Below are 22,487 nucleotides of genomic sequence, written 5' to 3'. Positions count from 1 at the left end.
CGTCCCGGCCTCGCCGCTCAGGTCAGGTCGAGCTGCACCGTGGCGATCTCCCAGGCGCGCAACGGCAGGCGCACCTGACCGTCGGCGTCGACGGTCAGCCGGTCGCCCGGCCGGCCCAGCAGGTCGGCCCGCCACGCCCCCCGGACACCCCGCCCGGCCCCGATGACCGCGCAGGTGCCGGACGGGGTCTCGGCCACCACCCGCACCTCGACCTGACCATGCCGGTGCCGGACGCTGGTGAGTGCCACCCCCGGGCCGGCCACGGTCAGCCCGGTGACCGGGCCCGGCAGCGCGACGGACGGCTGCCCCGTACCGGGGAAGGCCAGCAGCTCGTGCCGGTAGGCCTCGGCCGCCTCGGCCACCCCCGCCGCGTGCCACTCGCCCCGGAACGGCAGCACCGCCAGTTCGACGGTCCGCTCGCCGCGGCACTGGGCCAACGGGGTGGGCAACTGCGGGCCGGCCGGCTCGTCGCGCAGGGCGTGCCGGTTGCGCGACAGCATCCCGATCGACCGCAGCACCGTCACCGCCAGCTCGCGCCCGGAGTCGGTCAGCTCGTACTCGGTCGGCTGGGTCAGCAGCACCGCCAGCGAGCCGGCCGGCCCGCCGGCGGCCACGAACCCGGACGCCGGGAACGTCGGCAGCGGCACCTCACCGCCACCGCCCTCCGCGGTCAGCCCGCGCTCCACCACCGCGAACTGACCCTCGGCGTACGACGCGCGGGCCGGGGACGGCAGCGGCAGGTGCAGCCGGACCCGGTGGTCGTCGCAGCGGTTGTCGAACTCGATGCGGAACCGGGCGAACCGCTCGCCGGAGCGCAGCTCGACCTGGGTGGTGACCACCACCGGCTCCCGGTCCACCATGCGAGAGCCGGCGTCGACGTCGGCCGCCACCGGCCAGCGGTACTCGCGCACCACGTCGAGGACGGCCACCAGCGGACCAGCGTGGCGGACCACCGTCCGCACCGCGCGGGGCTTGTCGACCAGCTCGTCGGCGGCGGGCGGGGCGTAGTTGTAGCTGTCGCCCACGTCACCGCCGTCGATGATCCGGCCCACCCCGTCCACCGCGACGCCGTCCGGGGTGGCCAGCCGCAGCGTGCCGTCCTCGGCGACATCGACGCGCAGCAGTCCGTTGTCCAGGCTCCGGCCGGCGACGCTGACCGGTCCGGGGACCGCGGCGGTGCCGGCCGGCAGCGCCACCGGCCGCACCGCGGTGTGACCGAGCGCCGGGACGTCGACCAGCGCGGCGACGCTCAGCCGGGGTGCGGCGACGATGCGGAACCGCCACTGCTCCGGCTGCCCGGCGTCGGCCAGCGCCAGCCGGACATCCGCCACGTCGAAGGCGGGATCGCCGTGCCGCGCCACCTCGAAGGTGAGGGTGGCGTCCGCCGGCGACACCGACCACCGGGTGATCTCCTGGCCGTAGAGCTCCCGGCCGTGCACCCGGGTGAGCGCCGCGGGCAGGTCGGCGGCCGGCACCACGTCGTCGGCGAGCAGCGTCCGGGCCCGGTCGAGGACCTGGGCGGCCACCGCCACGCCGTCCGCGCCGGCCAGCCCCACCGCCGCATCCTCGGGTGCCTCGACGTCCAGCCGCACCAGCGCGGTCCGGGTGGTCGGGCTGGGGTTGAACAACAGGTACCCGTCGTGCGGCACGGCGGCGGCCAGGCGGGCACCGACCAGGTCGCAGACCGCCCGGCCGAGCTGGTCGGCCTCGGCCAGCCGGGCAGCCACCTGCTCGGCGGTCTCGTCGCAGCCGCACCCGGTCACCGAGTCGTGGCAGCTGGCGTCGATCAGCCGGGTCCACGCCATGTCCAGGAAGCGCTGCACGGACGGGTCGTGCCAGAGCGCGGCGAGCGGTTCGGCGTACCGCTCCACCCGGCGCTCGGCGCGGCCCATCGCCTGCTTCAGATGGGCGCGTACGGAGATCACGCCGGGCAGGATGTTCGCCCGGGCGTGCGAACGCAGCTCCCCGTGCACGGTGGGTAGCTCGTCCACTGTGGCCGGCTGGGTGGCGAAGTACTCGGCGAGCGTGCCGAGCCGGAGCCGGGTGCCGCCGACGTCGGCGGCGGCGAGCAGGTCGGGGGCGTCCGGGGCCGGCGCGGCGTGGTCGGTGCCGTACATGGCGAGGATCGGGGTGGCGGCGCCCTCGGGTCGCCAGCCGCCGAGCCGGGCGGCCAGGTCGGTGGCCCGGCGGGTGACCAGCGCGGCGTCGTCCAGCAGGCCGGCCGCGTTGCCGTACCCGCCGGGCAGGTACTCGGTGCGCACGGTGGTGCCGTCCGGCGCCTGCCAGGCGAACGCGTGGCTCCGGACCCGGTGGGGGACGCCACGGAACACGCAGGCGTGGGCAAGCCCGGCCCCGGCCAGGATCTGCGGCATCTGGGCGATGTGACCGAACATGTCGGGCAGGTAGCCCACCGGCATGGCACCGCCGAGGTCGGCACTGCGGGTCAGCCCGCGCTCCAGGTTGCGGACGATGTTCTCCCCCGAGCAGAGGAACTCGTCGAGCAGGATCTGCCACGGCCCCACCGCCAGCCGTCCGGCGCGTACCAGGGCGATCACCTGCTCGCGCCGCTCCGGGCGGACCTCCAGGTAGTCGTCCACCGCGGCGAGTTGGCCGTCGAGGGTGAACCGCTGCCGCTCGTCGCGTTCCATCCGGGCGAACACGTCGTCCAGCAGCGCCACCAGCCGCAGCCGGAACCGCTGGAACGGCTCGTACCACTCCCGGTCCCAGTGGGTGTGCGGCACGACGATGATCTCGGTCGGTCGGGTCATGAGCTCGCCGCCTCTCCGCCGATCGCCGCACCGGTCAGCTCACCGTAGCGGCGTACCACCTGTTGACTGGTCCGTACGTCGGTCGCGCCCTCGGCGATCCCGGTCAGCGGTGGCGCGCCCGCGGTGACCATCGCGTGGAAGGCGACCAGCTCCTGCTCGAACGCCTCCGTCACCGACCGGAACGCCGCCCGCCGCTCACCACCGCCGTGCGCCTCCACGAGGGTGAGCGTGGTGGGCGCGTTGAGCAGGTACGGCGACGGGAAGACCAGTTCCAGCGAGCCCCGGGCGTGGTGCAGGGTCACCGTCTCCCGGTAGGCGGGATAGTCGGGCAGGTTGAGCCAGCGGATGCCGTAGCGGGCCCCGCCCGGCAGCCGCCCGCTGATCTCCACCGACGGCTCCGCCGGGCCGCCGGGCACCACCGGCCAGGTCGCGACGTGCTCCACGGTGGCCGGCGCACCGGTGAACAGCCGCAGCAGGGACAGATCGTGGGAGATGCTGTTGATCAGGATCTGGTAGAGGGTGCGCGCGCCGGGGTCGCCGCCGACCGCGGCATCGAGCAGCGCGGCGTCGGCCGCGCGGAGCCGGGCCGCCTCCCCGGGCGGCACGTCGGCCGGGGCCGGCGGCAGGTTGGCGAACGCGAGCTGCCGGTCGCCGCCGGCGTGCAGCACGCTCACCTCCACCGCGTGGACCCGCTCGGCTCCGCCCCACTCGTCGACCAGGCGGGCGGCCTCGGCCACCGCCGGGTCGTACTGCTTCATGTAGCCGACCATCAGCGCCGGGGTGCCGCCGCCCAGCTCCCTCAGGCGGGCCGTCTCCGCGAGGGTGTAGGCCAGCGGTTTCTCGCAGAGCACCGGCAGGCCCGCGCGCAGGGCCGACGCAGCCAGCTCACCATGCGAGCCCGAGGTCGCCAGCAGCAGCGCGTCGTACCCGCCGTCGGCCACCATCGCGGTGGCGTCGGTGTACCGGCGGCACGGCTCGACGCCGTACCGGCCGCCCAGCTCCGCCACCCGGGTGGGGGAGAGGTCGCCGAGCGCGACGATCTCGAACAGGTCGCCGCGGCGTTGCAGCAGCGGCAGGTGCACGGTACGGGCGATGGTGCCCAGACCGGCGACCGCGATGCGGATCCGCTTGCCAGGTTCGGTCACCGCAGCGCCTCCTCCAGCCACGACCGGTTGGCTCGCTGGTCGGCCAGCGTCCGGTCGAGGTCCCGCCCGTGCGCCGGCGCGTCCTGTTCGATCACCAGCCAGCCGGTGTAGCCGATTGCGTCGAGGCCGGCGAGCACCCCGGCGACGTCGACGTCACCGACGCCCAGCGCGCAGAAGCCGCCGGCGGCGACCACGTCGGAGAGGCCGCCGCCGGCCGCCCGGACCCGCTCGTGGACGGCCAGGTCAGCGTCCTTCAGGTGCACCTGCCCGATCCGGCCGGCCCACCTGCGTACGGCCGCGACCGGGTCGCCGCCGGCCAGCAGCAGGTGCCCGGTGTCCAGACAGACCGCGATGTCGGTGAGTTCGAGCAGCCGGTCGGCCTCGGCCTCGGTCTCCACGTCGGTGCCGAGGTGGTAGTGGAACACCGGTTCCAGGCCCCGGTCCCGGCAGCGGTCGGCGGCCTGCTGCACCCGGCCGGCGAACTCCGGCCACTCGCTGGCCGGCAGCACCGCGCTCCGCTCCGTCGGGGTGCCGGGATGGGCCATCCGGGCGGGGTTGCCGGGATAGGCGAGCGTGGGTCGGGGGGCGAACCGGGGGTCGCCGGCCGGTACGGCGGCGAAGGCGTCGAGCGCCGCGTCGAGCTTGGCCAGGTCCTCGGTGAAGCCGTCCGGGTCGGCGTAGCGCAGGTCGACCCAGCCGCCGGCGAGCCGGATGCCGGCCGCCGCGAGCCGGTCGGCGAGCGCCTCCCCGGTGCCGAGGTAGCCGATGGGCCCGGAGTCCACTCCGTCGTACCCGTCGCGGGCCAGGGCCGCCAGCAGCTCGTCCGGGCTGAGGAGGGCGTCGTCCGGCTGGTAGATGCCGTGGTTGACGGGTGCGCCGGCCACCCGGGTGCGTCCGGTCAGCTGCACAGTGCGATCACCTCCATGCGGTGGGATTCCAGGACGTGCAGGCCGTCGCCGGCCGGGAGCCGGCACCGGTCGCCGCGGACGACGCGGTGGCTGCCGTCGGGACAGCCGAGCAGCGCGCCGTCCGCGTCGAGCGCGAGCAGTTCGTCGCCGAGGCGCAGCAGCAGCGGCGCGTCGGGGTCGGCGGACACGGCGGTACGACCGGCCCGCAGCGCGTCGAGCACCGCGGCCTGGGGTTCGCGGTCGGCGTCGACCAGCAGCCAGGTGGTGGGGGAGCCGGGCGGTGCGTCGTCGCCGGGGCGGTGGAAGTCGCTGCCGCCGACCGGTACCACGTCCGGGTGCCAGGCTCGCGCCCACGCCAGCGGGGCGCCCCAGGTGCGGTCCCACCAGCCGGAGTGCCACACCTCGGCCAGTCGGGTACGGGTGGTCAGCGGCTGCCGCCACGCGCAGTCACCGCCGAGGGGGTGGTTGACCGACATCAGCCCGCCGGCCCGCTCGGCGGTGGCCAGCCACACGTCGGGCGGCTGCCGGAAGTCGACCCAGCCGACCGGGCCGAACACGTTGGCATGTCCCCGGTCGGTGGTCACCTCCTGCCCGGGCAGCAGGGTGAGGCCGTACCGGGCCGAGGCGTCGGGCAGCCACGGGTGGTGGCTGACGGTGTTGTGGTCGGTGACGGCGAGGAAGTCCAGGCCCCGGGCGGCGGCGAGGGCGGCCAGTTCGTCGATGGTGGCCACGCCGTCACTGTGCACGGTGTGCGCGTGCAGGTCCCCGGCGAGCCAGTGCCGGCCGTCCACCTCGGGCAACGCGCGGCGCGGCGGGCGGTCCGGGCGCGGCGGTGCCGCCGGCGGCACCGGGGCGTCCGGCCTGGTGGTGCTGGTGGTGGCGGTGACCTCGTAGTCCAGGCCGTCGGGTGGGATCCGGTGCAACCGGAGCAGGACCTGCCACTCGCCGGGCTCCAGCTCGCCGGGCAGGTACCCGGGGGTGGCCCAGTCGGCGGCCACGGTGTAGCCGTCGCGGGCACCGCCCGACCAGCCCCGGAAGCCGGCCGGCCCGACGCAGCCGAGGTCGAGCACCCCGGCCTGCCTCGGGTAGTCGAGGCGTACGGTGAGCGCAGCGGTGCCGGAGGGCACGGTGACCGGCAGGGCCCGCAGCACGTGGTCGGCGCGGTCCGACAGGGTCCACCTGCCCCGGTGCACCGCCATGGTCACCGCTCCGCGCCGACGCCGGTACGCGCGGCGGGCACGGACGGCGGCGCCGCCGCGCTGCTCACCAGCTCGCCGTCCCGGTAGAGCAGCGACCGGCCGGGCCTCGGCACCACCCAGCCGGTGTCGCCGGGCTCGGGTTCGCGCCCCTCCGGCACGACGACCTGCAGGCTGGTCCCCGGGCCCCCGGCGGCGTCCCCGCTCGGCAGGTCGAGGGAGACCAGCGAGAAGCTGCCCAGGTTCTCCACCACGACCACCTGCCCGCTCAGTGCCCCCGGCACCGGCTCGGCGGAGTAGTCCAGGTACTCGGGACGTACCCCGTAGACGAGCTTCTCGCCGGAGGTCACCCGGGTGTCCTCCGGCACTGGCAGCCGCGCGCCGGCGACGGCCAGTTCGCCGTCGTGCACCTCGGCGTCGACCAGGTTCATCGGGGTGGAGCCGATGAATCCGGCGACGAAGGTGTTGGCGGGGCGGCGGAACACCTCGGTCGGGGTGCCGACCTGCCGGATCCGGCCGCCCTCCATGACGGCGATCCGGTCGGCGAGGGCGAGTGCCTCGGCCTGGTCGTGGGTGACGAAGACGGTGGTGACGCCCAGTTCGCGTTGCAGCCGCTTGAGGAAGGTGCGCGCCTCCAGCCGCAGCCGGGCGTCGAGGTTGGACAGGGGTTCGTCGAGGAGGAAGACCTGCGGGTGGCAGGCCATCGCCCGGGCGAGCGCGACCCGCTGCTGCTGCCCGCCGGACAGCTGCCCCGGGCGGCGTTGCAGCAGCGCGGACAGGCCCAGCTCGTCGGCGGTCTGCGCCGCCTTCTCGGCGCGGCCGCGGCGGTCCACCTTCTTGATCCGTAGCGGGTAGGCGATGTTGTCCTGCACGGTCATGTGCGGGAAGAGCGCGTAGTCCTGGAAGACCATCGCCACGTCCCGCTTCCCGGGCGGCAGGTTGGTGACGGCGCGGTCGCCGATGCGCACGCTGCCGCCGGAGGCCACCTCCAGCCCGGCGATGGTGCGCAGCAGGGTGGTCTTGCCGCAGCCGGACGGGCCGAGCAGCGCGAAGAACTCCCCGTCGGCGATCTCCAGGTCGAGGGCGTCCAGGGCCCGCACCCCGTTGGGGTAGACCTTGGTCAGTTCGCGCATGGTGATGGCGGACATCAGCGCTTGATCCCTCCGTGGAAACGGAATCCGTACCGGCTGCTGACGAAGACGAACATGAGCGCGACCGGCAGCGAGTAGAGCAGCGAGAAGGTGGAGAGCAACCGCAGGTCGGCCTGGCCGCCCTCGGTGTAGAGGGTGTACATGATCACTGCGGCGGGGGCCTTCTCCGGGCCGCGCAGCAGCAGGAACGGCACCAGGAAGTTGCCCCAGACGTTGGCGACCGCCCACACCCCGACGGTGGCCAGGCCGGGGCGGACCACCGGCACCACGATGTGCCGCATGATCTGCAACGGGCTGGCGCCGAAGACCCGCGCCGACTCCTCGTAGGACGTCGGGGTGGCGTCCATGAAGTCCTTCAGGATGAAGATCGCCGCGGGCAGCAGCCCGCCGGTGAGGATCAGGATGACCCCGAGCCGGGAGTCGATCAGGTTGAGCCGGAACGCCAACTCGAACAGCGGCACCATCGTGGCCGTGCCGGTCACGATCGACGAGAGCAGCAGCAGCCCGTAGAGCAGCGCGTCGCGGCCGGGCACCCGGACCCGGCTCAGCGCGTACGCGGCCAGCGCCGCGAACGTCACCACCAGCGCCGCGGTGCCGGCGGCCAGGTAGACGGAGTTGAGCAGCGAGCTGAGCGCGTACGGGTTGTCCAGCAGGGCGCGGAAGTTGTCCAGGGTGAACTGCGGCAGCGACGCGGTGATCGTCGGGGTGTCGTCGAACGGGGCGGTCGCCAGCCAGAGCAGCGGCAGCGCGAAGAACCCGAGGACGGCGCAGAGGAAGACGTAGCGCCCGGTCCGGGCGAGCAGGTGGCGTACGGCGCTGCTGGCCCCGTCGTGCGCCCGGTCCCTCGGCGGCGCGGGGGCCGTGGTGGTCGCGCTGCTCACGCCGCCTCCTTCCGCCGGCCCAGCATGCGCAGGTAGACCAGCGCGATGACCAGGTTGATCAGCAGCATGAGGAACGAGATCGCGGCGCCGAAGCCCAGTTCACCGCCGGAGAGCGCCACTTTGTAGACGTAGACCGGCAGGATCTCCGAGCGTTGCTCGGGGCCGCCGGCGGTGATGAGGAACGGCGCGAAGTCGTTGAACGTCCACAGGCTGATCAGCAGCAGATTGGTCAGCACGTGCCCGCGGATGCGGGGGAAGACCACGTCGCGCAGCTGCTGCCAGGTCGACGCGCCGGCCAGCCGGGCGGTCTCCAGGTGTGAGCGGGGCACGTTCTCCAGGGCGGCAGCGTAGAGCATCATCGAGAACGCGGTGCCGCGCCAGGTGTTGAAGATGATGATCGACAGCATCGGGTGGTCCAGCAGCCAGGCCGTGCCCGGGATGCCGAGCAGCGTGTTGAGGGTGCCGCCGTCCCGGTCGAGCAGGGCGATCCACAGGAACGCGACCACCGAGCTGGGCAGGATCCAGGAGAGCAGCACGAACGCCTCGACCACCCGGCGCAGCGGACCGCGGCGGTCGCGCAGCGCGAAGGCGATGGCGAACCCGAGCCCGGCCTGGCCGATGACCGCCGAGCCGAGCACGAACTGCAGGGTCAGCAGCAGCGAGGAGCGGAACCGCTCGTCGCCCAGCGCGCGGGTGTAGTTGTCCAGGCCGACGAACTCCGGATTGGCGGCGGCCAGGCCGGTCAGCCGGTAGTTCGTGACGCCCAGGTAGATCGTCCAGGCGGCCGGCACCACGAGGAAGACCAGGATCAGCACCATGGCCGGCACGAGGAAACCGGTCGCCCGGGCCCGGCCCAGCCCGGCGGCGTCCGGGGCCGGGGAGGCGCCCGGGTCCGGGCGCCTCCCCTGCACCACCTGGTCAGGAGGTGACGTTACCCGGGCCACCGACGATCCCTTCCACCTTCTTCTGGTACGCGGTGGCGGCCTCGTCGGCGCTCTTGCCCGCTGCTGCGGCGGCGGTCGCCTCCTGCAGCGCCACCGACACCTGCGGGTACACCGCCAGCGGCGGCCGGTACGCGGTGACGGGCAGCACCTTCTCCGTGATGAAACTCAGCATCTGGTCGCCGGCCAGCACCTCCTTGTTGACATCCATCCGCGCGGTGATCCGCTTCTCGCCGGCGAGTTCGGCCTTGACCCCCTCCGCCGAGTGCATGAACGAGAGCAGCTCCCATGCCTGGGACGGGAACTTGGAGTGGGGGTTGAGCACTCGCACGCCACCGCCGGACATGCTGACGAAGTCCTGCCCGCGGATGCCGGCGCCGGGCTGCTTGGCGGGGATCATCGCGTACCCGACGGTGGTGTCCCGGTCGGCCATCTTGGCGATGCCGGTGCTCGGGTTGACGACGCTGCGCCAGAAGTAGTCGCCCTCGGCCAGGATGCCGATCTTGCCGGTGGCGAACTCCGCGAAGGACTTGTCGCGCCCCTTCGCCTCCTGCTGCAACTTGGGGTCACCCAGGCCGCCGCCGTAGATCTTGGTGTAGAAGTCGAGCATGTCCTTGACCGGCTGGCTGGCCCCGGCCCACTTGCCGCCCGCGTAGATCTCGCCGCCGGCGCCGACCAGCAGCGGCAGCGCGCCCTGCATGGAGGTGGCCTCGCCCATCGCCGTGCCAGCGTTGATCTGGATCGGCGTCACCCCGGGCAGCGCCTTGAGCTTGGCGCCGGCGTCGAGGATCTCCTGCCAGCTCCTGGGCTGCCAGTCGGCGGGCAGGCCGGCCTGGGCGAAGAGCTTCTTGTTGTAGTAGAGCACCCGGCCGTCGGTGCCGAGCGGGATGCCGTAGCGCTTGTCCTCGAAGCTGCCGAGGCCCTGCACGGTCTCCGGGATCTGCGACCAGCCCTCCCAGGAGTCGGCCTGGTCGCCGGCCACTTCGGACAGCGGCTTGAGGTAGCCGGCCTGGACGAATTCGCCCACCCAGATGCCGTCCACGGCGATGACGTCGGCACCGCCCTTGGACCGCAGGTCCAGCGCCAGCTTGGTCTTGTACTGCTCGTCGTCGACGCCGCTGGGCACGAACGTCACCTTGGCGGTGACACCCTTGGCCTTCTGCGCCTCGACGAACCGGGGAATGACCCACTTCTCGATCCACTCCGCGCCGGCGGAGTTCTTGCCGCCGACGATGGAGTTGGCGGCGATGGTGAGGGTGATGTTCTTGGCGTCCTTGCCGGCGGGCTCGGACGAGTCGCCGCAGGCCGTGGCGGCAAGGGCAACGGCGGTGAGTGCGGCGAGCACGCCCGCCGCGTGTCTCGGCTTGGCTGACATGGGCTGCTTCCCTTCGCAAGGAGAGACTTCGAAGAGACTCGCGGGGTCGCCCGCCGGCCGCATGTCCGCCGCCGGCGGTGCTTGCGGCCACAATGTCATGACAGCCTGACGACGTAAATACCTGTCACTGAAATGAGCGCGAAACATTCACCGTCACCGCTCGGCGACGGTCACCTCAAGGGAGTATCGGCTGGCCCGGTAGATGTGCGCGCCGTGTTCCACGTAGCGGCCCTGGTCGTCGTACGCGGTGCGGGTCATGGTCAGCAACGGCGCCCCCCGCCGCTCGCCGAGCATCTGTGCCTCCGCGGCGGTCGCCGCCCGTGCGCCGATCCGCTGGTGGGCGCCGCGGATGCGCATGCCACCAGCGCGCAGGATCGCGTACAGGCCCTTGGCCTGCAGCGCGTCCATGCCGAGCCGCACCAGGTCGGGCGGGAGCCAGTTCTCCATCACCGCGAGGGGTTCCCCGTCGGAGAACCGCAGCCGGCGCAGGTGCTGCACCTCGCTGCCCGCCGGTACGCCGAGCGCGGTGGCGACGTCGGCCGGGCAGGGCACGGTGGCCAGTTCGAGGACCGAGGTCGACGGCCGCTGGCCGGCGCGCAGCAGATCGTCGTGGAGGCTGGTCAGCTCCACCGCCCGGCGCACCTCGCCCCGCGCCACCTGGGTGCCCACCCCGCGGCGGCGCACGATCAGTCCCTTGTCGACCAGGTGCTGGATCGCCTGTCGCACCGTCGGACGGGACAACCCGAGCCGGTCGGCGAGGTGCAGCTCGCTGTCCAGCCGGTCGCCCGGCGCCAGGTCGCCGCGCTGGATCGCCGCGGCGAACTGCTCCGCGACCTGGAAGTACAGCGGGACCGGGCTGCTCCGGTCGACCGCGATCTCGGGGCCGGTCACGGCACCTCCTCGCTGGGCACGCGCGGGTCTCGGGGGCACGATGATGGGCGCCACTGTACCGAAGCGGTCACCGACCGCAGAGGGCGGATGTCATGACAACATATTGACAGAACTCACAGAGTGCTGTTACCAATCAGGGACAGGGCCGGCGGGCACGGCGTCGCCGGCCGGAACGAAGGACGCCGCATGCTCGATGTGCTCACCATCGGCCGGGTCGGGGTGGACATCTATCCGTTGCAGATCGGCACGCCGCTGGCCGAGGTCGAGACGTTCGGCAAGTTCCTCGGCGGCAGTCCCACCAACGTGGCCGTCGCCGCGAGCCGCCAGGGGCTGCGCGCCGGCGTGATCACCCGCACCGGCGCCGACGCGTTCGGCGACTACGTGCACCGGGCGCTGCGCGACTTCGACGTCGACGACAGTCAGGTCCATCCGGTCGACGGACTGCCCACCCCGGTGACCTTCTGCGAGATCTTCCCGCCGGACGACTTCCCGCTCTGGTTCTACCGCACCCCGACCGCTCCCGACCTGCAGATCCGCCCCGAGGAACTCGACGCCGACGCGATCGCCGCGGCCCGGGTCTTCTGGCTCACCGGCACCGGCCTGTGCCAGCAGCCCAGCCGGGACGCCCACGTGGCCGCACTGGCCGTCCGCGGCGGACGCCCGCACACCGTGCTCGACCTGGACTACCGGCCGATGTTCTGGCCCGACCCGGCGGCGGCCACCGCCGCGATCGCCGAGGCGCTGCCACAGGTCAACGTGACCGTCGGCAACCTCGACGAGGTCGAGATCGCCGTCGGCACCCGCGACCCCGAGCAGGCCGCCGGGTTGCTGCTCGACCGCGGTCCCCGGCTCGCGGTGGTGAAGCTCGGGCCCGCCGGGGTGCTGGCCCGCACCCGCACCGAGACCGTCCGGGTGTCGCCGGTGCCGGTGACCGTGGTCAACGGGCTCGGCGCCGGCGACGCGTTCGGCGGCGCGCTCTGCCTGGGACTGCTACGCGACTGGCCGCTGGAGCGGACGCTGCGCTTCGCCAACGCCGCCGGCGCCATCGTCGCTTCCCGCCTGGCCTGCTCTGCCGCCATGCCCGACCGCGCCGAGACCGCGGCGCTGGCCCGTGCCGTCCAGTCGGAACCGGGGTCGTCGACCGCCGCCGTGGGAGGAGAAGACCGGTGAGCACCGAATACGACGCGCTGACCCTCACCCGCGCCCACCGGCCACAGGCCATCGCCGAGGCCGCCGCCGGCCGGACCCGCCGACCGTGGCCCGACCACGGGCGGCCGCTGTTCATCATCGCCGCCGACCACCCCGCCCGCGGCGCCCTCGGCGTCCGGGACCGGCCGATGGCCATGGCCGGGCGCACGGACCTGCTCGACCGGCTGCGCCTGGCGCTGTCCCGGCCCGGCGTCGACGGGGTGCTCGGCACCCCCGACATCCTGGAGGACCTGCTGCTGCTCGGTGCGCTGGAGGACCGCCTGGCCATCGGCTCGATGAACCGCGGCGGCCTCTCCGGGGCCACCTTCGAACTCGACGACCGGTTCACCGCGTACGACGCCGACAGCATCGCCGCCATGCGCTACGACGGCGGCAAGATGCTCTGCCGCATCGACCCGGACGACCCGGGCACCGCCCCGACCCTGCAGGCCTGCGCCCGGGCCGTCACCGCGCTGGCGGCCCACCGGACGGTCGCCCTCGTCGAGCCACTCTGGGTGGCGCGCACCGACGGCCGGGTACGCGCCGACCTGCGCCCCGAAGCGGTCATCAAGGGCGTCAGCGTCGGTCAGGCCCTCGGCGCCACCTCCGCGTACACCTGGTTGAAGCTGCCGGCGATCGACGAGATGGAGCGGGTGATCGCCGCGACCACCCTGCCGGTCCTGCTGCTTGGCGGCGACCCGGTGGAGGCGCCGGACGTGGTGTACGCGCGGTGGGAACGGGCGTTGCGACTGCCCGGCGTACGCGGACTGGTGGTCGGCCGGGCGCTGCTCTACCCGCCGGACGACGATGTGGCCGCCGCCGTGGACCTGGCTGGATCGCTGCTCCCCACCGGGCAGGACGCGTGACGACCACCGGGGCCCACCTGTCCTGGGGCACGACCGCCCGGGCGCCCTGGGCGCTGGAGGTCACCCCCGAGCGGGCCGGCTGGCGGTACGCCGGCCTGCGGGTGCTCACCCTGCCCGCCGGCGGCGCGGTCACGTTCGACACCGGCGACGAGGAGATGCTGGTCCTGCCGCTGGCCGGTGCCGCGAGCGTGCACTGCGACGGGGTATGGCTCGCCCTGACCGGCCGCGCGTCGGTCTTCGCCTCGGTCACCGACTTCGCCTACCTGCCCCGGGACGCCACCGTGACGGTGCGCGGCGAGGGCCGGTTCGCCCTGCCGTCGGCCCGCGCCACCCGCCGGCTGTCACCCCGCTACGCCGCCGCCCGGGACGTGCCCGTCGAGCTGCGCGGCGCCGGCCCGGCCAGCCGCCAGGTCAACAACTTCTGCGCCCCGGAGGCCTTCGACTGTGACCGGCTGGTCGCCGTCGAGGTGCTCACCCCCGGCGGCAACTGGTCGTCCTACCCGCCCCACAAGCACGAGGAGGACCGGACCCACGACGACGGCCGGGTCGAGGCAGAACTGGAGGAGATCTACTACTTCGAGGTGGCCGGCGGCGTGCCCGGCGACGCCGGCGGCCCGGTCGGCTACCAGCGCGTCTACGGCACCAGCCGGCGGCCGTTCGACCTGCTCGCCGAGGTGCGCGGCGGGGACGTGGTGCTCGTCCCGTACGGCTATCACGGGCCCTCGATGGCCGCGCCCGGCTACCACCTCTACTACCTCAACGTGCTGGCCGGGCCCGGCCCCGCGCGGACGATGGCCTGCGTGGACGACCCCCGGCACCACTGGATCCGCAGGAGCTGGGCGGACCAGCCGGTCGACCCGCGGCTGCCGCTGGCCGGCCCGACGATGCGGGAGGCGTGATGCCCAGACTGACGGTGGCGCAGGCGCTGGTGACCTTCCTCGCCCGGCAGTGGTCCGAACGCGACGGAACGAGGCGGCGGCTCATCCCGGCCTGCTTCGGCATCTTCGGGCACGGCAACGTCGCGGGGATCGGGGAGGCGCTGGCCGGCCCGGCGGGCGCGGAGCTGCCCTACCACCTGTGCCGCACCGAGCAGGGCATGGTGCACACCGCCGCCGCGTACGCCCGGATGACCGACCGGCTCAGCACCCTGGCCTGCACCACCTCGATCGGCCCCGGCGCGACGAACCTGGTCACCGGCGCCGCCGGCGCCACCGTCAACCGGCTGCCGGTGCTCCTGCTCCCCGGTGACATCTTCGCCACCCGGGTGACCAACCCGGTGCTCCAGGAGCTGGAGGACCCGCGGTCCTACGACGTCAGCGTCACCGACGCGCTGCGGCCGGTCTCCCGCTACTGGGACCGGATCAACCGCCCGGAGCAGTTGCCGGCGGCGCTGCTGGCCGCGATGCGGGTGTTGACCGACCCCGTCGAGACCGGCGCGGTCACTCTCGCCCTGCCACAGGACGTGCAGGCCGAGGCGTACGACTGGCCGGCGGAGCTGTTCACCGAACGGGTCTGGTACGTGCCGCGCCCCCGCCCGGACCCCTCGGCCGTCGCCCGGGCCGTCCGGGCCGTCACCACGGCGCGCCGGCCGCTCCTGGTGGCCGGCGGCGGGGTGATCTACAGCGGGGCGTGCGAGGCGCTGCGCCGGTTCGCCGAGAAGCACGGGGTGCCGGTCGCCGAAACCCAGGCCGGCACGGGCGCGCTGCCGCACGACCACCCGCTCGCGCTCGGCGCCGTCGGGGTCACCGGCACCACCGCCGCCAACGAGATCGCGGCCGGCGCGGACCTGGTGATCGGGGTGGGCACCCGCTACGGCGACTTCACCACCGCCTCCGGCACTCTCTTCGGCGAGGACGCCCGGTTCGTCAATCTCAACATCACCGGCTTCGACGCCGCGAAGCTCTCGGGACTGCAGGTCGTCGGCGACGCCCGGGAGAGCCTGACGGTGCTCGACGCGGCCTGTGCGGGCTGGGGCACCGAGCCGGCGTACCGGGCGTCGGTGGCGCAGCGCAACGAGCGGTGGGCGGCCGTGGCGGACCGGGCCCGGCACGCCGACCCCGACGCGCGGCCCACCCAGACCGCCGTGATCGGCGCGGTCAACGACGCCGCCGGGCCGCGGGACGTGGTGGTCTGCGCTGCCGGGTCCATGCCCGGCGACCTGCACCGACTGTGGCGCAGCGCCGACCCGAAGAGCTACCACGTCGAGTACGGCTACTCGTGCATGGGCTACGAGATCCCCGGCGGGATCGGGGTCAAGCTGGCCGCGCCGGAGCGCGAGGTCTTCGTGCTGGTCGGCGACGGCTCCTACCTCATGCTGCCGAGCGAGCTGGTCACCGCGGTGGCGGAAGGGGTGAAGCTGGTCGTCGTGCTCGTCGACAACCAGGGGTTCGCCTCGATCGGCCGGCTCTCCGAGAGCGTCGGCGCGCAGCGGCTCGGCACCGCCTACCGTGACCGGGCCGGCGGTCGGCTCCCCGTCGATCTGGGCGCCAACGCGGCGAGCCTCGGCGCGGACCTGATGCGGGTGACCACCACGGCGCAGTTGCGGGCCGCGCTGGCGACTGCCCGGGCGGCGGAGCGCACCACGGTCATCCACATCGAGACCGACCCGTACGAGGCCGGCCCGGACGGCGGCGCCTGGTGGGACGTGCCGGTCGCCGCGGTCTCCACCACCGCGCGGACGCGGGCCGCCCGGGCCGCGTACGAGGCCGGGCGCAAGGCTCGTCGCACCCAACCGCACGCCTCGCAGGGGTCGTCCCGGTCAGGCGACGGCGGCCACGGCGGCGTCGCCGCCGTTGCGCCAGAGCACGCCGACCTCGCTGAAGCCGGCGGCGCGCAGCGCGTCGAGGTGCCAGCTCGCCGGCGGGGTCCACTCGGGACTGTGTCCGGTGGGGTAGATCTGTCGCCGTTTCTCCACCAGGGGCCCGAGGGTGGGGTCCGCGGCGGCCTGCTCCCACCACCCGGCCCAGGACTGGGCGGCGCCGGCGGCGTGGCGGGCCGCGCGCCGTTGCCGGGCGCGTTCGGTCAGCCGGGTGGTGAGGGTGGGCAGGGCGTCGCTGGGCATGTGGTCGGCGTTGGCGAACACCCCGCCGGGCCGCAGGGTGTCGTGGATCTCGCGGTAGAGGCTGGCCAGGCGTGGGCCGTCGAGCCAGTGCAGGGCGGTGGCGGTGAGCACCGCGTCGTAACCGCGGTGGGGGAGTGCGGCCGTCCAGTCGGGGCGGTTCAGGTCTGCCGTGACGATGGCGGCCCGGCCGGACAGGGACGCCTCGGCGATCGTGAGCAGGACCGGGTCGAGGTCGACCACGGTGACCTGTGCGTCGGGGCGGCGAGCGAGGGCGCGCAGGCTGATCGAGCCGGTGCCGCCGGCGAGATCGAGCAGCCGTAGCGGCCCGTCGCCGCTGACGGCGTCGGCGGCGTCGAGCAGAGCGGCGAATCGGTGTTCCCGGTCCGGCAGGTAGGTCTCCTGCTGCCGGTCCCAGCTTTCCTGCCACGCCCGCGCCTCAGCAAGGTAAGGAGTCATCTCCAGCACGATAGTTACCGCGAGAGCCGGAGTCGAGGGTTGGCCATGACTTGTTGCCGGGCCGGCAGGCCCCCGGCCAGGGCCCGGGAACAGACGAACGCGCGTACGGCCGCAAGGTCCTCGGCGTGCGCGTAGGGCATGGTCGCGACGGCGGAGGACGGGGTGGCGGGATGCTCAGCCATGGTGACCGCCCTCCACCGGCCGAAGGGCCCGTCACCGCTGCCTCGAGCCGTCGTCGTCCGCGGGGTGGCGCAGCAGGTCTCCGACGCCGGTGATGTCCAGGACGTTCGCGACGCCCCCGGCGGCCTTGACCAGGTACGGCCGGCCGCCGGCGGCGAGGGCCGTGTGGTGGGCGGTGACCAGGCCGTGGATGCCGGTGGAGTCGAGGAAGTCGAGCGCGCCCGCGTCGACCACCACGACGGGGGCACTGGCCACGGCGGCCAGCAGCGTGGACGTGAGCTGTTCCCGGGCAGCGAGGGCGGCGCGAGGTCGCGACGGAACCTGTCCGTCAGGCGGCGGCCCGCAGCCAGGCCACCGCGCGTCGCACGGTGTCGTCGGGTACGTCGTGGCCGCCGTCGAACTCGTCATAGGTGACGTCGTGGCCGAGGGCGCGCAGGCGCGGCACCAGGGACCTGCTGCATCGGTCGATGGACAGCACCCGGTCGGCGGTGCCGTGGGAGACGTAGACCCGGGGCCTGCCGTGGGTGAGCAGCGGGGCGGCGAAGCCGGGGGAGAAGGCCAGGACGGCGTCGAAGACGTCGCCGTTGGTCAGACCGAGCGACAGTGCGTACGACGCGCCGTCGGAGAACCCGCCGATCAGCATGTCGGAGGTCGGGTAGGCGGTGACGATCTCCTGCAGCACCCGGTCGATGCGTCGTACGTCGGGGCCGAAGCCGACACCGATCATGTCCCAGGTCGCCGCGACCGACTGCGGCGCGACGAGCAGCAGGCGCTGTTCGTCGGCGACCGCCAGCATCAGGTCCAGGGCCTGCCGGGGCGATCCGCCGGCGCCGTGCAGCAGCAGGGCCAGCCGGTACGGGCCGCCGTCCGCCGGCTCCGGCACGTAGGCCTGGGCGACCAGGTCGCCGGCCTGCCCCTCGAACGACACCAGGCCGGTGCGGGCCGCGGCGACCACCGGCGGGCCGGGCCGCACGCTCAGGCGGCCGTGTCGGGAGTTCTCCTCCGGCTGCTCATGCGGTGGTGCGGTCTCCCGGATGTTCGGCATGGGCGCCTCCGCGTCGGACCGGACTCTCCGGCGGGCTACCCCCTCAGGCGCCGGGCAACCGTCCGCTGACCGTGGAGAACTTCGCCGCCGACGTGATCGAGTTGCTCGACCGCCTCGGCATCGAGCGGGCGGACGTGTTCGGCTGGAGCATGGGCGCGGTGGTCGCGCTACGCCTCGGCACCGACCACGCGCACCGGGTCGGGCGGCTGGTACTCGCCTCGGTGAGTTTCGACAACGCCGGCATGCACCCCGGGCTGCTGGACGGCATCCAGGACCTGCGACCGGAACACCTGCACGGCTCGGAGTTCCACGAGGAGTACCTGCGGGCTGCGGCGGACCCGGCGGGCTGGCCCAACCTGGTCACCAAGATGAAGATCCTGGACGCGAACCTGCCGCAGTGGACGCCCGAGCAGATCCGCTCCCTGGCCGCGCCCACCATGATCGTGCTGGCCGACTCGGACATCATCCGGCCCGAGCACGCCGTCCGGATGTTCCGGCTGCTCGGCGGTGCGGTGCCCCGGCGACCTGACCGGCCTGCCGGCCTGCCGCCTGGCCATCCTGCCCGGCACCACGCACACCACGATCCCGCAGCGCGCCGGCTGGCTGGCCCCGATGATCGACGAGTTCCTGGACGAGGGCTGACGGGGGGGTAATCTGCGAGCGTGAACGACGACGCTGGGGCCCTCGACCCGGAGCTGATCAGCTTCCGGTCTGCCGCAGCTTCCGTCCTCATGTCAGTGGACTTCACCGCCGCCACCCTGACCGCCCTGCGGCACCGCGTGCAGGCAGCGGTACGTGGCGCGGGACTCGCCGGCGACGAGGGCTACGAGTTCGTCCTCGCCGTACACGAACTGGCCACCAACGCGGTGCGTCACGGCGGCGGCCACGGCCACCTCGAACTCCGACGCCAGGACGACGTGCTGATCTGTGAGATCAGCGACCACGGCGCGGCCACGGGCAGCCTGCCCGTGCGGCTGCCCGCCGCCGACGTCGTCGGCGGACGCGGACTGTGGCTGGCCCACCAGCTGAGCGAGGGACTTCTCCTCACCCGCGGACCCCACGGCGTCACCGCCACCGTGACCGCTTGCCTGAACCCCGCCGAGCGCTAGTCCCTGGCCAGAGGTGGTTTCGGTGGCCTACGCCTCGCCCCGCCGTCCGTGCGTTCGAGGCCGGCGGCCGATCCTGTTGCCGAATTCTGTACAGGCAGTGGACTAGGGATTGCGTCGAAGTCGGCGTTGGCGCCTGAGCTGGATCGACGAGTTCGGGCGCGTGTCGAAGATCGAAAATGGGCTAAGTCTCCGGTAGATGGTTTGACGAACAAGAAGAACCGGATATCCATGCAACGCGCCCATCACGGGCAAGTCGTACACCACTCGGATGGGCGTGGCCGGCATTGATCCAGATCGAGGTGAGTCCAGGGGGTCCCCTAACCCTCTTCTGGGGTTATCCTGGGCCAATGTCACTCCGTACGTTGGGCGTGGCTGTGGTAGGGGCGGGTCGGGGTGGTCGTACAACTCCATGCATTGATGGTGAATGTCGCGACATTGCCGGAGATGCATGCCAGTCGTTGATACGGCAGGATGGCGCGCCCCGATCGCCTGCACAGGGCAGCAGCAGCGCCGCTTGTTGCCCGCAGCAACGTTCGAAGATGAGGTGGTCGCAAGCAATGAGGTACGAGCTGCTGGGGCCGGTCCGGGTGGTCAACGGAAACAAGACGTCATCGGTTAGTGCGCGGAAGGTAGAGATGCTGCTGGCAGCCCTTCTCATCCGCTCGGACCGAGTGGTCGGTACGGACCAGCTCATGATCGAGATCTGGGGAGAGAATCCACCGCGGCGCGCGACCGCAGGACTGCACGTCTACATTTCCCAACTGCGCAAGTTCCTCACCCGGGTAACGCACGGCCGCAGCCCGATCCTTACGACGCAGAAGGGTTACCTGCTGAGCTTGGGCTCCCACGAACTCGACGTCCACATCTTCCAACGCATGATCCAGCAGGGACGCAACCACCACCGTGCCGGACAACTCGTGGAGTCGTACAACGCTTTTCAGGAAGCACTGGACCTCTGGCGTGGCCCGGCGCTCGGCGGTCTCCACGACGGCCCACTGATGAACAGCTTCGCCGGATGGGCCGAACAGGCGCGCTTGGCGTGTCTCGAAGAGCTGGTCGACGCCGCGCTCCTGCTCGGCCGGCACCGTCAGTTCATCGGCTTCCTCTACTCACTGACCACGGAGTACCCGCTGCGTGAGGCGTTCCATCGACAGCTGATGCTTGCGCTCTACCGGTCCGGCTGCCAGGCCGATGCACTCAACGTCTACCAGTCCCTGCGAACCGTGCTGAAGGACGAACTGGGTCTCGAGCCTTGCCGGATGCTCAAGGACCTGCAACGCGCGATCCTGCTGGGTGATCCCGGACTGGAGGTCTGCGCCGCCGCCTAGACCAGCGCGTGTGTCGCTGCCGGGTAGACGTGGCGAAGTTCCAAGACCGGCGTTGCTTCTGCGTTTCCGGTCGGAGCGGCACCGGCTGCGCTATGCCCCGCAGGCCCCTGCGGGGCATGTTCCCTACCTGCCTGAGCAGGACGGCTAAAACAAGCGGATCGCAACAGGACGGGTCGGGCCGGTGTGTCAGTTGTGCCAGATCACGGCGGTGAGCGCGAGGATGGGTTGCAGTACGCGTACGGCTACTCCCGCTGGAATGCGTCCGCCGTGTCGTTCCAGGTCGAGCTCGCCGTTGAAGGTTGGGTTGACCGACTCGATGGTCTGTCGTAGAGCGCGGTGGTGGCCCAGCACGGCCTGCAGCACCGCGATGGTGATCAGCTCCGCGTTGGTGATCTTCGGGGCGATACCGGCCACCGGCCGCCATCGGTTGAGCTGGGGTGACGTCTTCAACTCGTCATCGATCTTCAGCGTAGAGTGCGGTGGCGAGGGTGTCCCGATCGACGTGCACGTGGCCTCCATGGTCATGGTTGCTCCGCAACGTCGATCATGGACACCCTCGCTCATTCTCGCTGCCCCGTACCCCTTGGAGCAGATCGTCTAGGTCGCCCTGACCTCCGGGCCGAATGCCGATGGTGGGCCCCACCACGTCACCGCGTCGTCGCCGGCGTCCGCGTGGGAACGCCCTCACCACCGGCGCCGAGCACGGCTCCAGCCTGCTGCGACCAGCGCGAGACAGCATTACCTGGTTCCGACCGACAGGAGGTCTACATGCGCGTGGGCGACATCTTCATCAATGGGATCGGGGTGGAACTGCCCGAGAGGCAGAGCATCGAGTCGGCAGTCGAGCAAGGGTTGTTACGCACCGATGACGCCACGGTCCAGGGGTTCACCAGCGTTGCCATCGCGGGAGACACGCCAGCTCCGGAGCTGGCGTTGCGGGCGGCACAGAGCGCCTTCAAGGACTGCGACGTGCAGCCGGTCGAGGTCGCCCTCCTGGTCTACGCCAATGTCTGGTTCCAGGGCCCGCTCACCTGGCAGCCGCAGTTCTATCTCCAACATCACCTGGTCGGCGACAGCCCGCTGGCCATCGAGATCAAGCACGGCTGCGTCGGCATGTTGAGCGGAATGGAATTGGCGGTCGGTTCGCTGCGCGCGGACGACAAGCATCAGGCCGCGCTCGTCGTGGCCAGCGACAACTTCGGTACGCCGCTGATGGACAGGTGGGCGACCGGGGCCGGCTTGACGGTGCTCGGGGACGGTGCGAGTGCTGTGGTGCTGACCAAGAAGCCCGGCTTCGCGCGGTTGGTATCGGTATGCAGCGGATCCTTCTCTGGGATGGAGGAAGCGTGGCGAAGTGGGGAGCCGCTGTTTCCCCCCGGCGTCACCGTCAGGCGGCCCGTGGACTTCTTCGGCACGCATGACGCGTTCCGCAAGAGCGTGACCGCCGAGGCCGCCGCGATCATGTCGATCACCCACATCCAGCGGAACATCGAGTGCATCCAGCGCACGCTGGCCGAAGCGGACGTGCGGACGGGCGAGATCAAAAAGATCATCACCCACACCATGTCGAAGGAGGAGCAGCAGAGCTACGTCGGCATGCTGGGGTTCTCGCTCGAGCAGTCGACCTGGGACTTTGGCCGCGGCATCGGGCACGTCGGCGCTAGTGATCAGGTGCTCGCCCTCCACCACCTGCTGACGACAGGCCAACTGGTGCCGGGTGACCGCGTCCTGCTGTGCGGCTTCGCCCCGGGGTCGACCTACAAGGCCGCGGTCGTGGAGATCCTCGATCTTCCGTCCTGGGCGCCGTCCCGGTAGGGCCAGCGTGTCACGGCCCGTGACGACCGAAGCCGCCGGCCCGGAGGGCCGGCACCTGGGATGTGCCGGCCTCCGGACTCGAAGGACCGGCCAGGTGACCCGAGCGGTACGGTGGCCGACGCGTCTCCGGTGCGAGCACTGGGTGTTCGCGGCGCAGCCGACGGTGCCGAAGGACTGCACGCG

General features: G+C 72.6%; 21 protein-coding genes and 1 pseudogene. 8 read left to right on the top strand and 14 right to left on the bottom strand.

Features of this window, described 5'->3' with window-relative positions; translation table 11 throughout:
• Positions 1-17 precede the first annotated feature (17 nt).
• From ABZ807_RS17020 to ABZ807_RS16980, 9 genes are all read right to left on the bottom strand, one after another.
• On the bottom strand, positions 18-2,768 hold the full coding sequence (locus tag ABZ807_RS17020) for a hypothetical protein (RefSeq protein ID WP_357158112.1): 2,751 nt from the start codon (positions 2,766-2,768) through the stop codon (positions 18-20).
• Positions 2,765-3,913, bottom strand: a complete 1,149-nt coding sequence (locus ABZ807_RS17015; RefSeq protein WP_357158109.1) for a Gfo/Idh/MocA family oxidoreductase — start codon at positions 3,911-3,913, stop codon at positions 2,765-2,767. Before ABZ807_RS17015 ends, ABZ807_RS17020 begins: the two co-directional genes overlap by 4 nt.
• The gene (locus ABZ807_RS17010) at positions 3,910-4,821 is read right to left on the bottom strand and encodes a sugar phosphate isomerase/epimerase (protein ID WP_357158106.1); all 912 of its coding nucleotides are present in this window, start codon (positions 4,819-4,821) and stop codon (positions 3,910-3,912) included. Before ABZ807_RS17010 ends, ABZ807_RS17015 begins: the two co-directional genes overlap by 4 nt.
• Entirely contained in the window at positions 4,812-6,020 is a 1,209-nt protein-coding gene (locus ABZ807_RS17005; protein WP_357158103.1) for a CehA/McbA family metallohydrolase, read from the bottom strand. Before ABZ807_RS17005 ends, ABZ807_RS17010 begins: the two co-directional genes overlap by 10 nt.
• Positions 6,021-6,022: 2 nt before the next feature.
• Positions 6,023-7,165, bottom strand: coding sequence for an ABC transporter ATP-binding protein (locus ABZ807_RS17000; protein ID WP_357158100.1), 1,143 nt, complete (start codon positions 7,163-7,165; stop codon positions 6,023-6,025).
• Entirely contained in the window at positions 7,165-8,049 is an 885-nt protein-coding gene (locus ABZ807_RS16995) for a carbohydrate ABC transporter permease (protein WP_357158097.1), read from the bottom strand. Before ABZ807_RS16995 ends, ABZ807_RS17000 begins: the two co-directional genes overlap by 1 nt.
• A complete protein-coding gene (locus tag ABZ807_RS16990) occupies positions 8,046-8,993 on the bottom strand; it encodes a sugar ABC transporter permease (protein WP_357158094.1) in 948 nt (315 codons plus the stop codon). Before ABZ807_RS16990 ends, ABZ807_RS16995 begins: the two co-directional genes overlap by 4 nt.
• Positions 8,968-10,365 carry an extracellular solute-binding protein gene (locus tag ABZ807_RS16985; RefSeq protein WP_357158091.1) on the bottom strand — a complete coding sequence of 466 codons (1,398 nt, stop codon included), beginning with the start codon at positions 10,363-10,365 and terminating at the stop codon, positions 8,968-8,970. Before ABZ807_RS16985 ends, ABZ807_RS16990 begins: the two co-directional genes overlap by 26 nt.
• Positions 10,366-10,518: 153 nt before the next feature.
• Complete coding sequence (locus tag ABZ807_RS16980; RefSeq protein WP_357158088.1) at positions 10,519-11,256, bottom strand: GntR family transcriptional regulator; 738 nt, start codon at positions 11,254-11,256, stop codon at positions 10,519-10,521.
• A 186-nt stretch (positions 11,257-11,442) separates the two neighbouring features.
• Between ABZ807_RS16980 and iolC the strand changes: the two genes are divergently transcribed.
• The 4 genes and pseudogenes from iolC to iolD form a co-directional block, all read left to right on the top strand.
• Positions 11,443-12,426 (top strand): 5-dehydro-2-deoxygluconokinase, encoded by a 984-nt coding sequence (gene iolC / locus ABZ807_RS16975; protein ID WP_357158085.1) that lies wholly within the window; start codon positions 11,443-11,445, stop codon positions 12,424-12,426.
• Entirely contained in the window at positions 12,423-13,310 is an 888-nt protein-coding gene (locus tag ABZ807_RS16970) for an aldolase (protein WP_357158082.1), read from the top strand. Before iolC ends, ABZ807_RS16970 begins: the two co-directional genes overlap by 4 nt.
• Positions 13,307-14,209 carry a 5-deoxy-glucuronate isomerase gene (gene iolB / locus ABZ807_RS16965; RefSeq protein ID WP_357158079.1) on the top strand — a complete coding sequence of 301 codons (903 nt, stop codon included), beginning with the start codon at positions 13,307-13,309 and terminating at the stop codon, positions 14,207-14,209. The genes ABZ807_RS16970 and iolB overlap by 4 nt, the downstream gene beginning before the upstream one ends.
• Positions 14,209-16,023, top strand: a pseudogene (gene iolD / locus ABZ807_RS16960) (3D-(3,5/4)-trihydroxycyclohexane-1,2-dione acylhydrolase (decyclizing)); the annotation flags it as partial. The gene iolB and the pseudogene iolD, both read left to right, overlap by 1 nt.
• 45 nt (positions 16,024-16,068) lie before the next feature.
• Here the strand turns inward: iolD and ABZ807_RS16955 are convergent.
• From ABZ807_RS16955 to ABZ807_RS16940, 4 genes are read right to left on the bottom strand one after another with little or no spacing between them, the layout of a single operon-like run.
• Positions 16,069-16,827, bottom strand: coding sequence for a class I SAM-dependent methyltransferase (locus tag ABZ807_RS16955; RefSeq protein ID WP_357158264.1), 759 nt, complete (start codon positions 16,825-16,827; stop codon positions 16,069-16,071).
• A 14-nt stretch (positions 16,828-16,841) separates the two neighbouring features.
• Complete coding sequence (locus ABZ807_RS16950) at positions 16,842-17,009, bottom strand: hypothetical protein (protein ID WP_357158076.1); 168 nt, start codon at positions 17,007-17,009, stop codon at positions 16,842-16,844.
• Between the two features lie 31 nt (positions 17,010-17,040).
• Positions 17,041-17,415: an STAS domain-containing protein gene (locus ABZ807_RS16945; RefSeq protein WP_357158073.1), complete on the bottom strand. Its 375-nt coding sequence runs from the start codon at positions 17,413-17,415 to the stop codon at positions 17,041-17,043.
• Complete coding sequence (locus tag ABZ807_RS16940; RefSeq protein WP_357158070.1) at positions 17,336-18,052, bottom strand: phospholipase; 717 nt, start codon at positions 18,050-18,052, stop codon at positions 17,336-17,338. The genes ABZ807_RS16945 and ABZ807_RS16940 overlap by 80 nt, the downstream gene beginning before the upstream one ends.
• 71 nt (positions 18,053-18,123) lie before the next feature.
• On the opposite strand from ABZ807_RS16940, the gene ABZ807_RS16935 reads away from it, so the two are divergent.
• From ABZ807_RS16935 to ABZ807_RS16925, 3 genes are all read left to right on the top strand, one after another.
• A complete protein-coding gene (locus tag ABZ807_RS16935) occupies positions 18,124-18,705 on the top strand; it encodes an alpha/beta fold hydrolase (protein WP_357158067.1) in 582 nt (193 codons plus the stop codon).
• Positions 18,706-18,714: 9 nt separating this feature from the next.
• Entirely contained in the window at positions 18,715-19,161 is a 447-nt protein-coding gene (locus ABZ807_RS16930; RefSeq protein WP_357158064.1) for an ATP-binding protein, read from the top strand.
• Positions 19,162-19,718: 557 nt separating this feature from the next.
• Positions 19,719-20,489 (top strand): AfsR/SARP family transcriptional regulator, encoded by a 771-nt coding sequence (locus ABZ807_RS16925; RefSeq protein WP_357158061.1) that lies wholly within the window; start codon positions 19,719-19,721, stop codon positions 20,487-20,489.
• 186 nt (positions 20,490-20,675) lie between these two features.
• Here ABZ807_RS16925 and ABZ807_RS16920 read toward each other — a convergent pair whose 3' ends face one another.
• Positions 20,676-21,014, bottom strand: coding sequence for a hypothetical protein (locus ABZ807_RS16920; protein WP_357158058.1), 339 nt, complete (start codon positions 21,012-21,014; stop codon positions 20,676-20,678).
• 243 nt (positions 21,015-21,257) lie between these two features.
• Here ABZ807_RS16920 and ABZ807_RS16915 point away from each other — a divergent pair, with 243 nt between their 5' ends.
• On the top strand, positions 21,258-22,304 hold the full coding sequence (locus ABZ807_RS16915) for a ketoacyl-ACP synthase III family protein (RefSeq protein ID WP_357158055.1): 1,047 nt from the start codon (positions 21,258-21,260) through the stop codon (positions 22,302-22,304).
• The last annotated feature ends 183 nt before the right edge of the window (positions 22,305-22,487 follow it).

This window comes from Micromonospora sp. NPDC047548 (genome assembly GCF_040642975.1).
Taxonomy (GTDB): Bacteria; Actinomycetota; Actinomycetes; order Mycobacteriales; family Micromonosporaceae; genus Micromonospora.
Note: the sequence above shows the minus strand (reverse complement) of the source record. Positions and strands in the feature narration are given on the sequence as shown.

Excerpts from the sequence above, each read along its gene's own strand:
- ABZ807_RS17020 (WP_357158112.1), bottom strand. The coding sequence starts at position 2,768 with ATGACCCGACCGACCGAGATCATCGTCGTGCCGCACACCCACTGGGAC.
- ABZ807_RS17005 (WP_357158103.1), bottom strand. The coding sequence starts at position 6,020 with ATGGCGGTGCACCGGGGCAGGTGGACCCTGTCGGACCGCGCCGACCAC.
- ABZ807_RS17000 (WP_357158100.1), bottom strand. The coding sequence starts at position 7,165 with ATGTCCGCCATCACCATGCGCGAACTGACCAAGGTCTACCCCAACGGG.
- ABZ807_RS16985 (WP_357158091.1), bottom strand. The coding sequence starts at position 10,365 with ATGTCAGCCAAGCCGAGACACGCGGCGGGCGTGCTCGCCGCACTCACC.
- iolC (WP_357158085.1), top strand. The coding sequence starts at position 11,443 with ATGCTCGATGTGCTCACCATCGGCCGGGTCGGGGTGGACATCTATCCG.
- ABZ807_RS16955 (WP_357158264.1), bottom strand. The coding sequence starts at position 16,827 with ATGACTCCTTACCTTGCTGAGGCGCGGGCGTGGCAGGAAAGCTGGGAC.
- ABZ807_RS16950 (WP_357158076.1), bottom strand. The coding sequence starts at position 17,009 with ATGGCTGAGCATCCCGCCACCCCGTCCTCCGCCGTCGCGACCATGCCC.
- ABZ807_RS16945 (WP_357158073.1), bottom strand. The coding sequence starts at position 17,415 with ATGACGAGTTCGACGGCGGCCACGACGTACCCGACGACACCGTGCGAC.
- ABZ807_RS16940 (WP_357158070.1), bottom strand. The coding sequence starts at position 18,052 with ATGCCGAACATCCGGGAGACCGCACCACCGCATGAGCAGCCGGAGGAG.
- ABZ807_RS16925 (WP_357158061.1), top strand. The coding sequence starts at position 19,719 with ATGAGGTACGAGCTGCTGGGGCCGGTCCGGGTGGTCAACGGAAACAAG.
- ABZ807_RS16920 (WP_357158058.1), bottom strand. The coding sequence starts at position 21,014 with ATGACCATGGAGGCCACGTGCACGTCGATCGGGACACCCTCGCCACCG.
- ABZ807_RS16915 (WP_357158055.1), top strand. The coding sequence starts at position 21,258 with ATGCGCGTGGGCGACATCTTCATCAATGGGATCGGGGTGGAACTGCCC.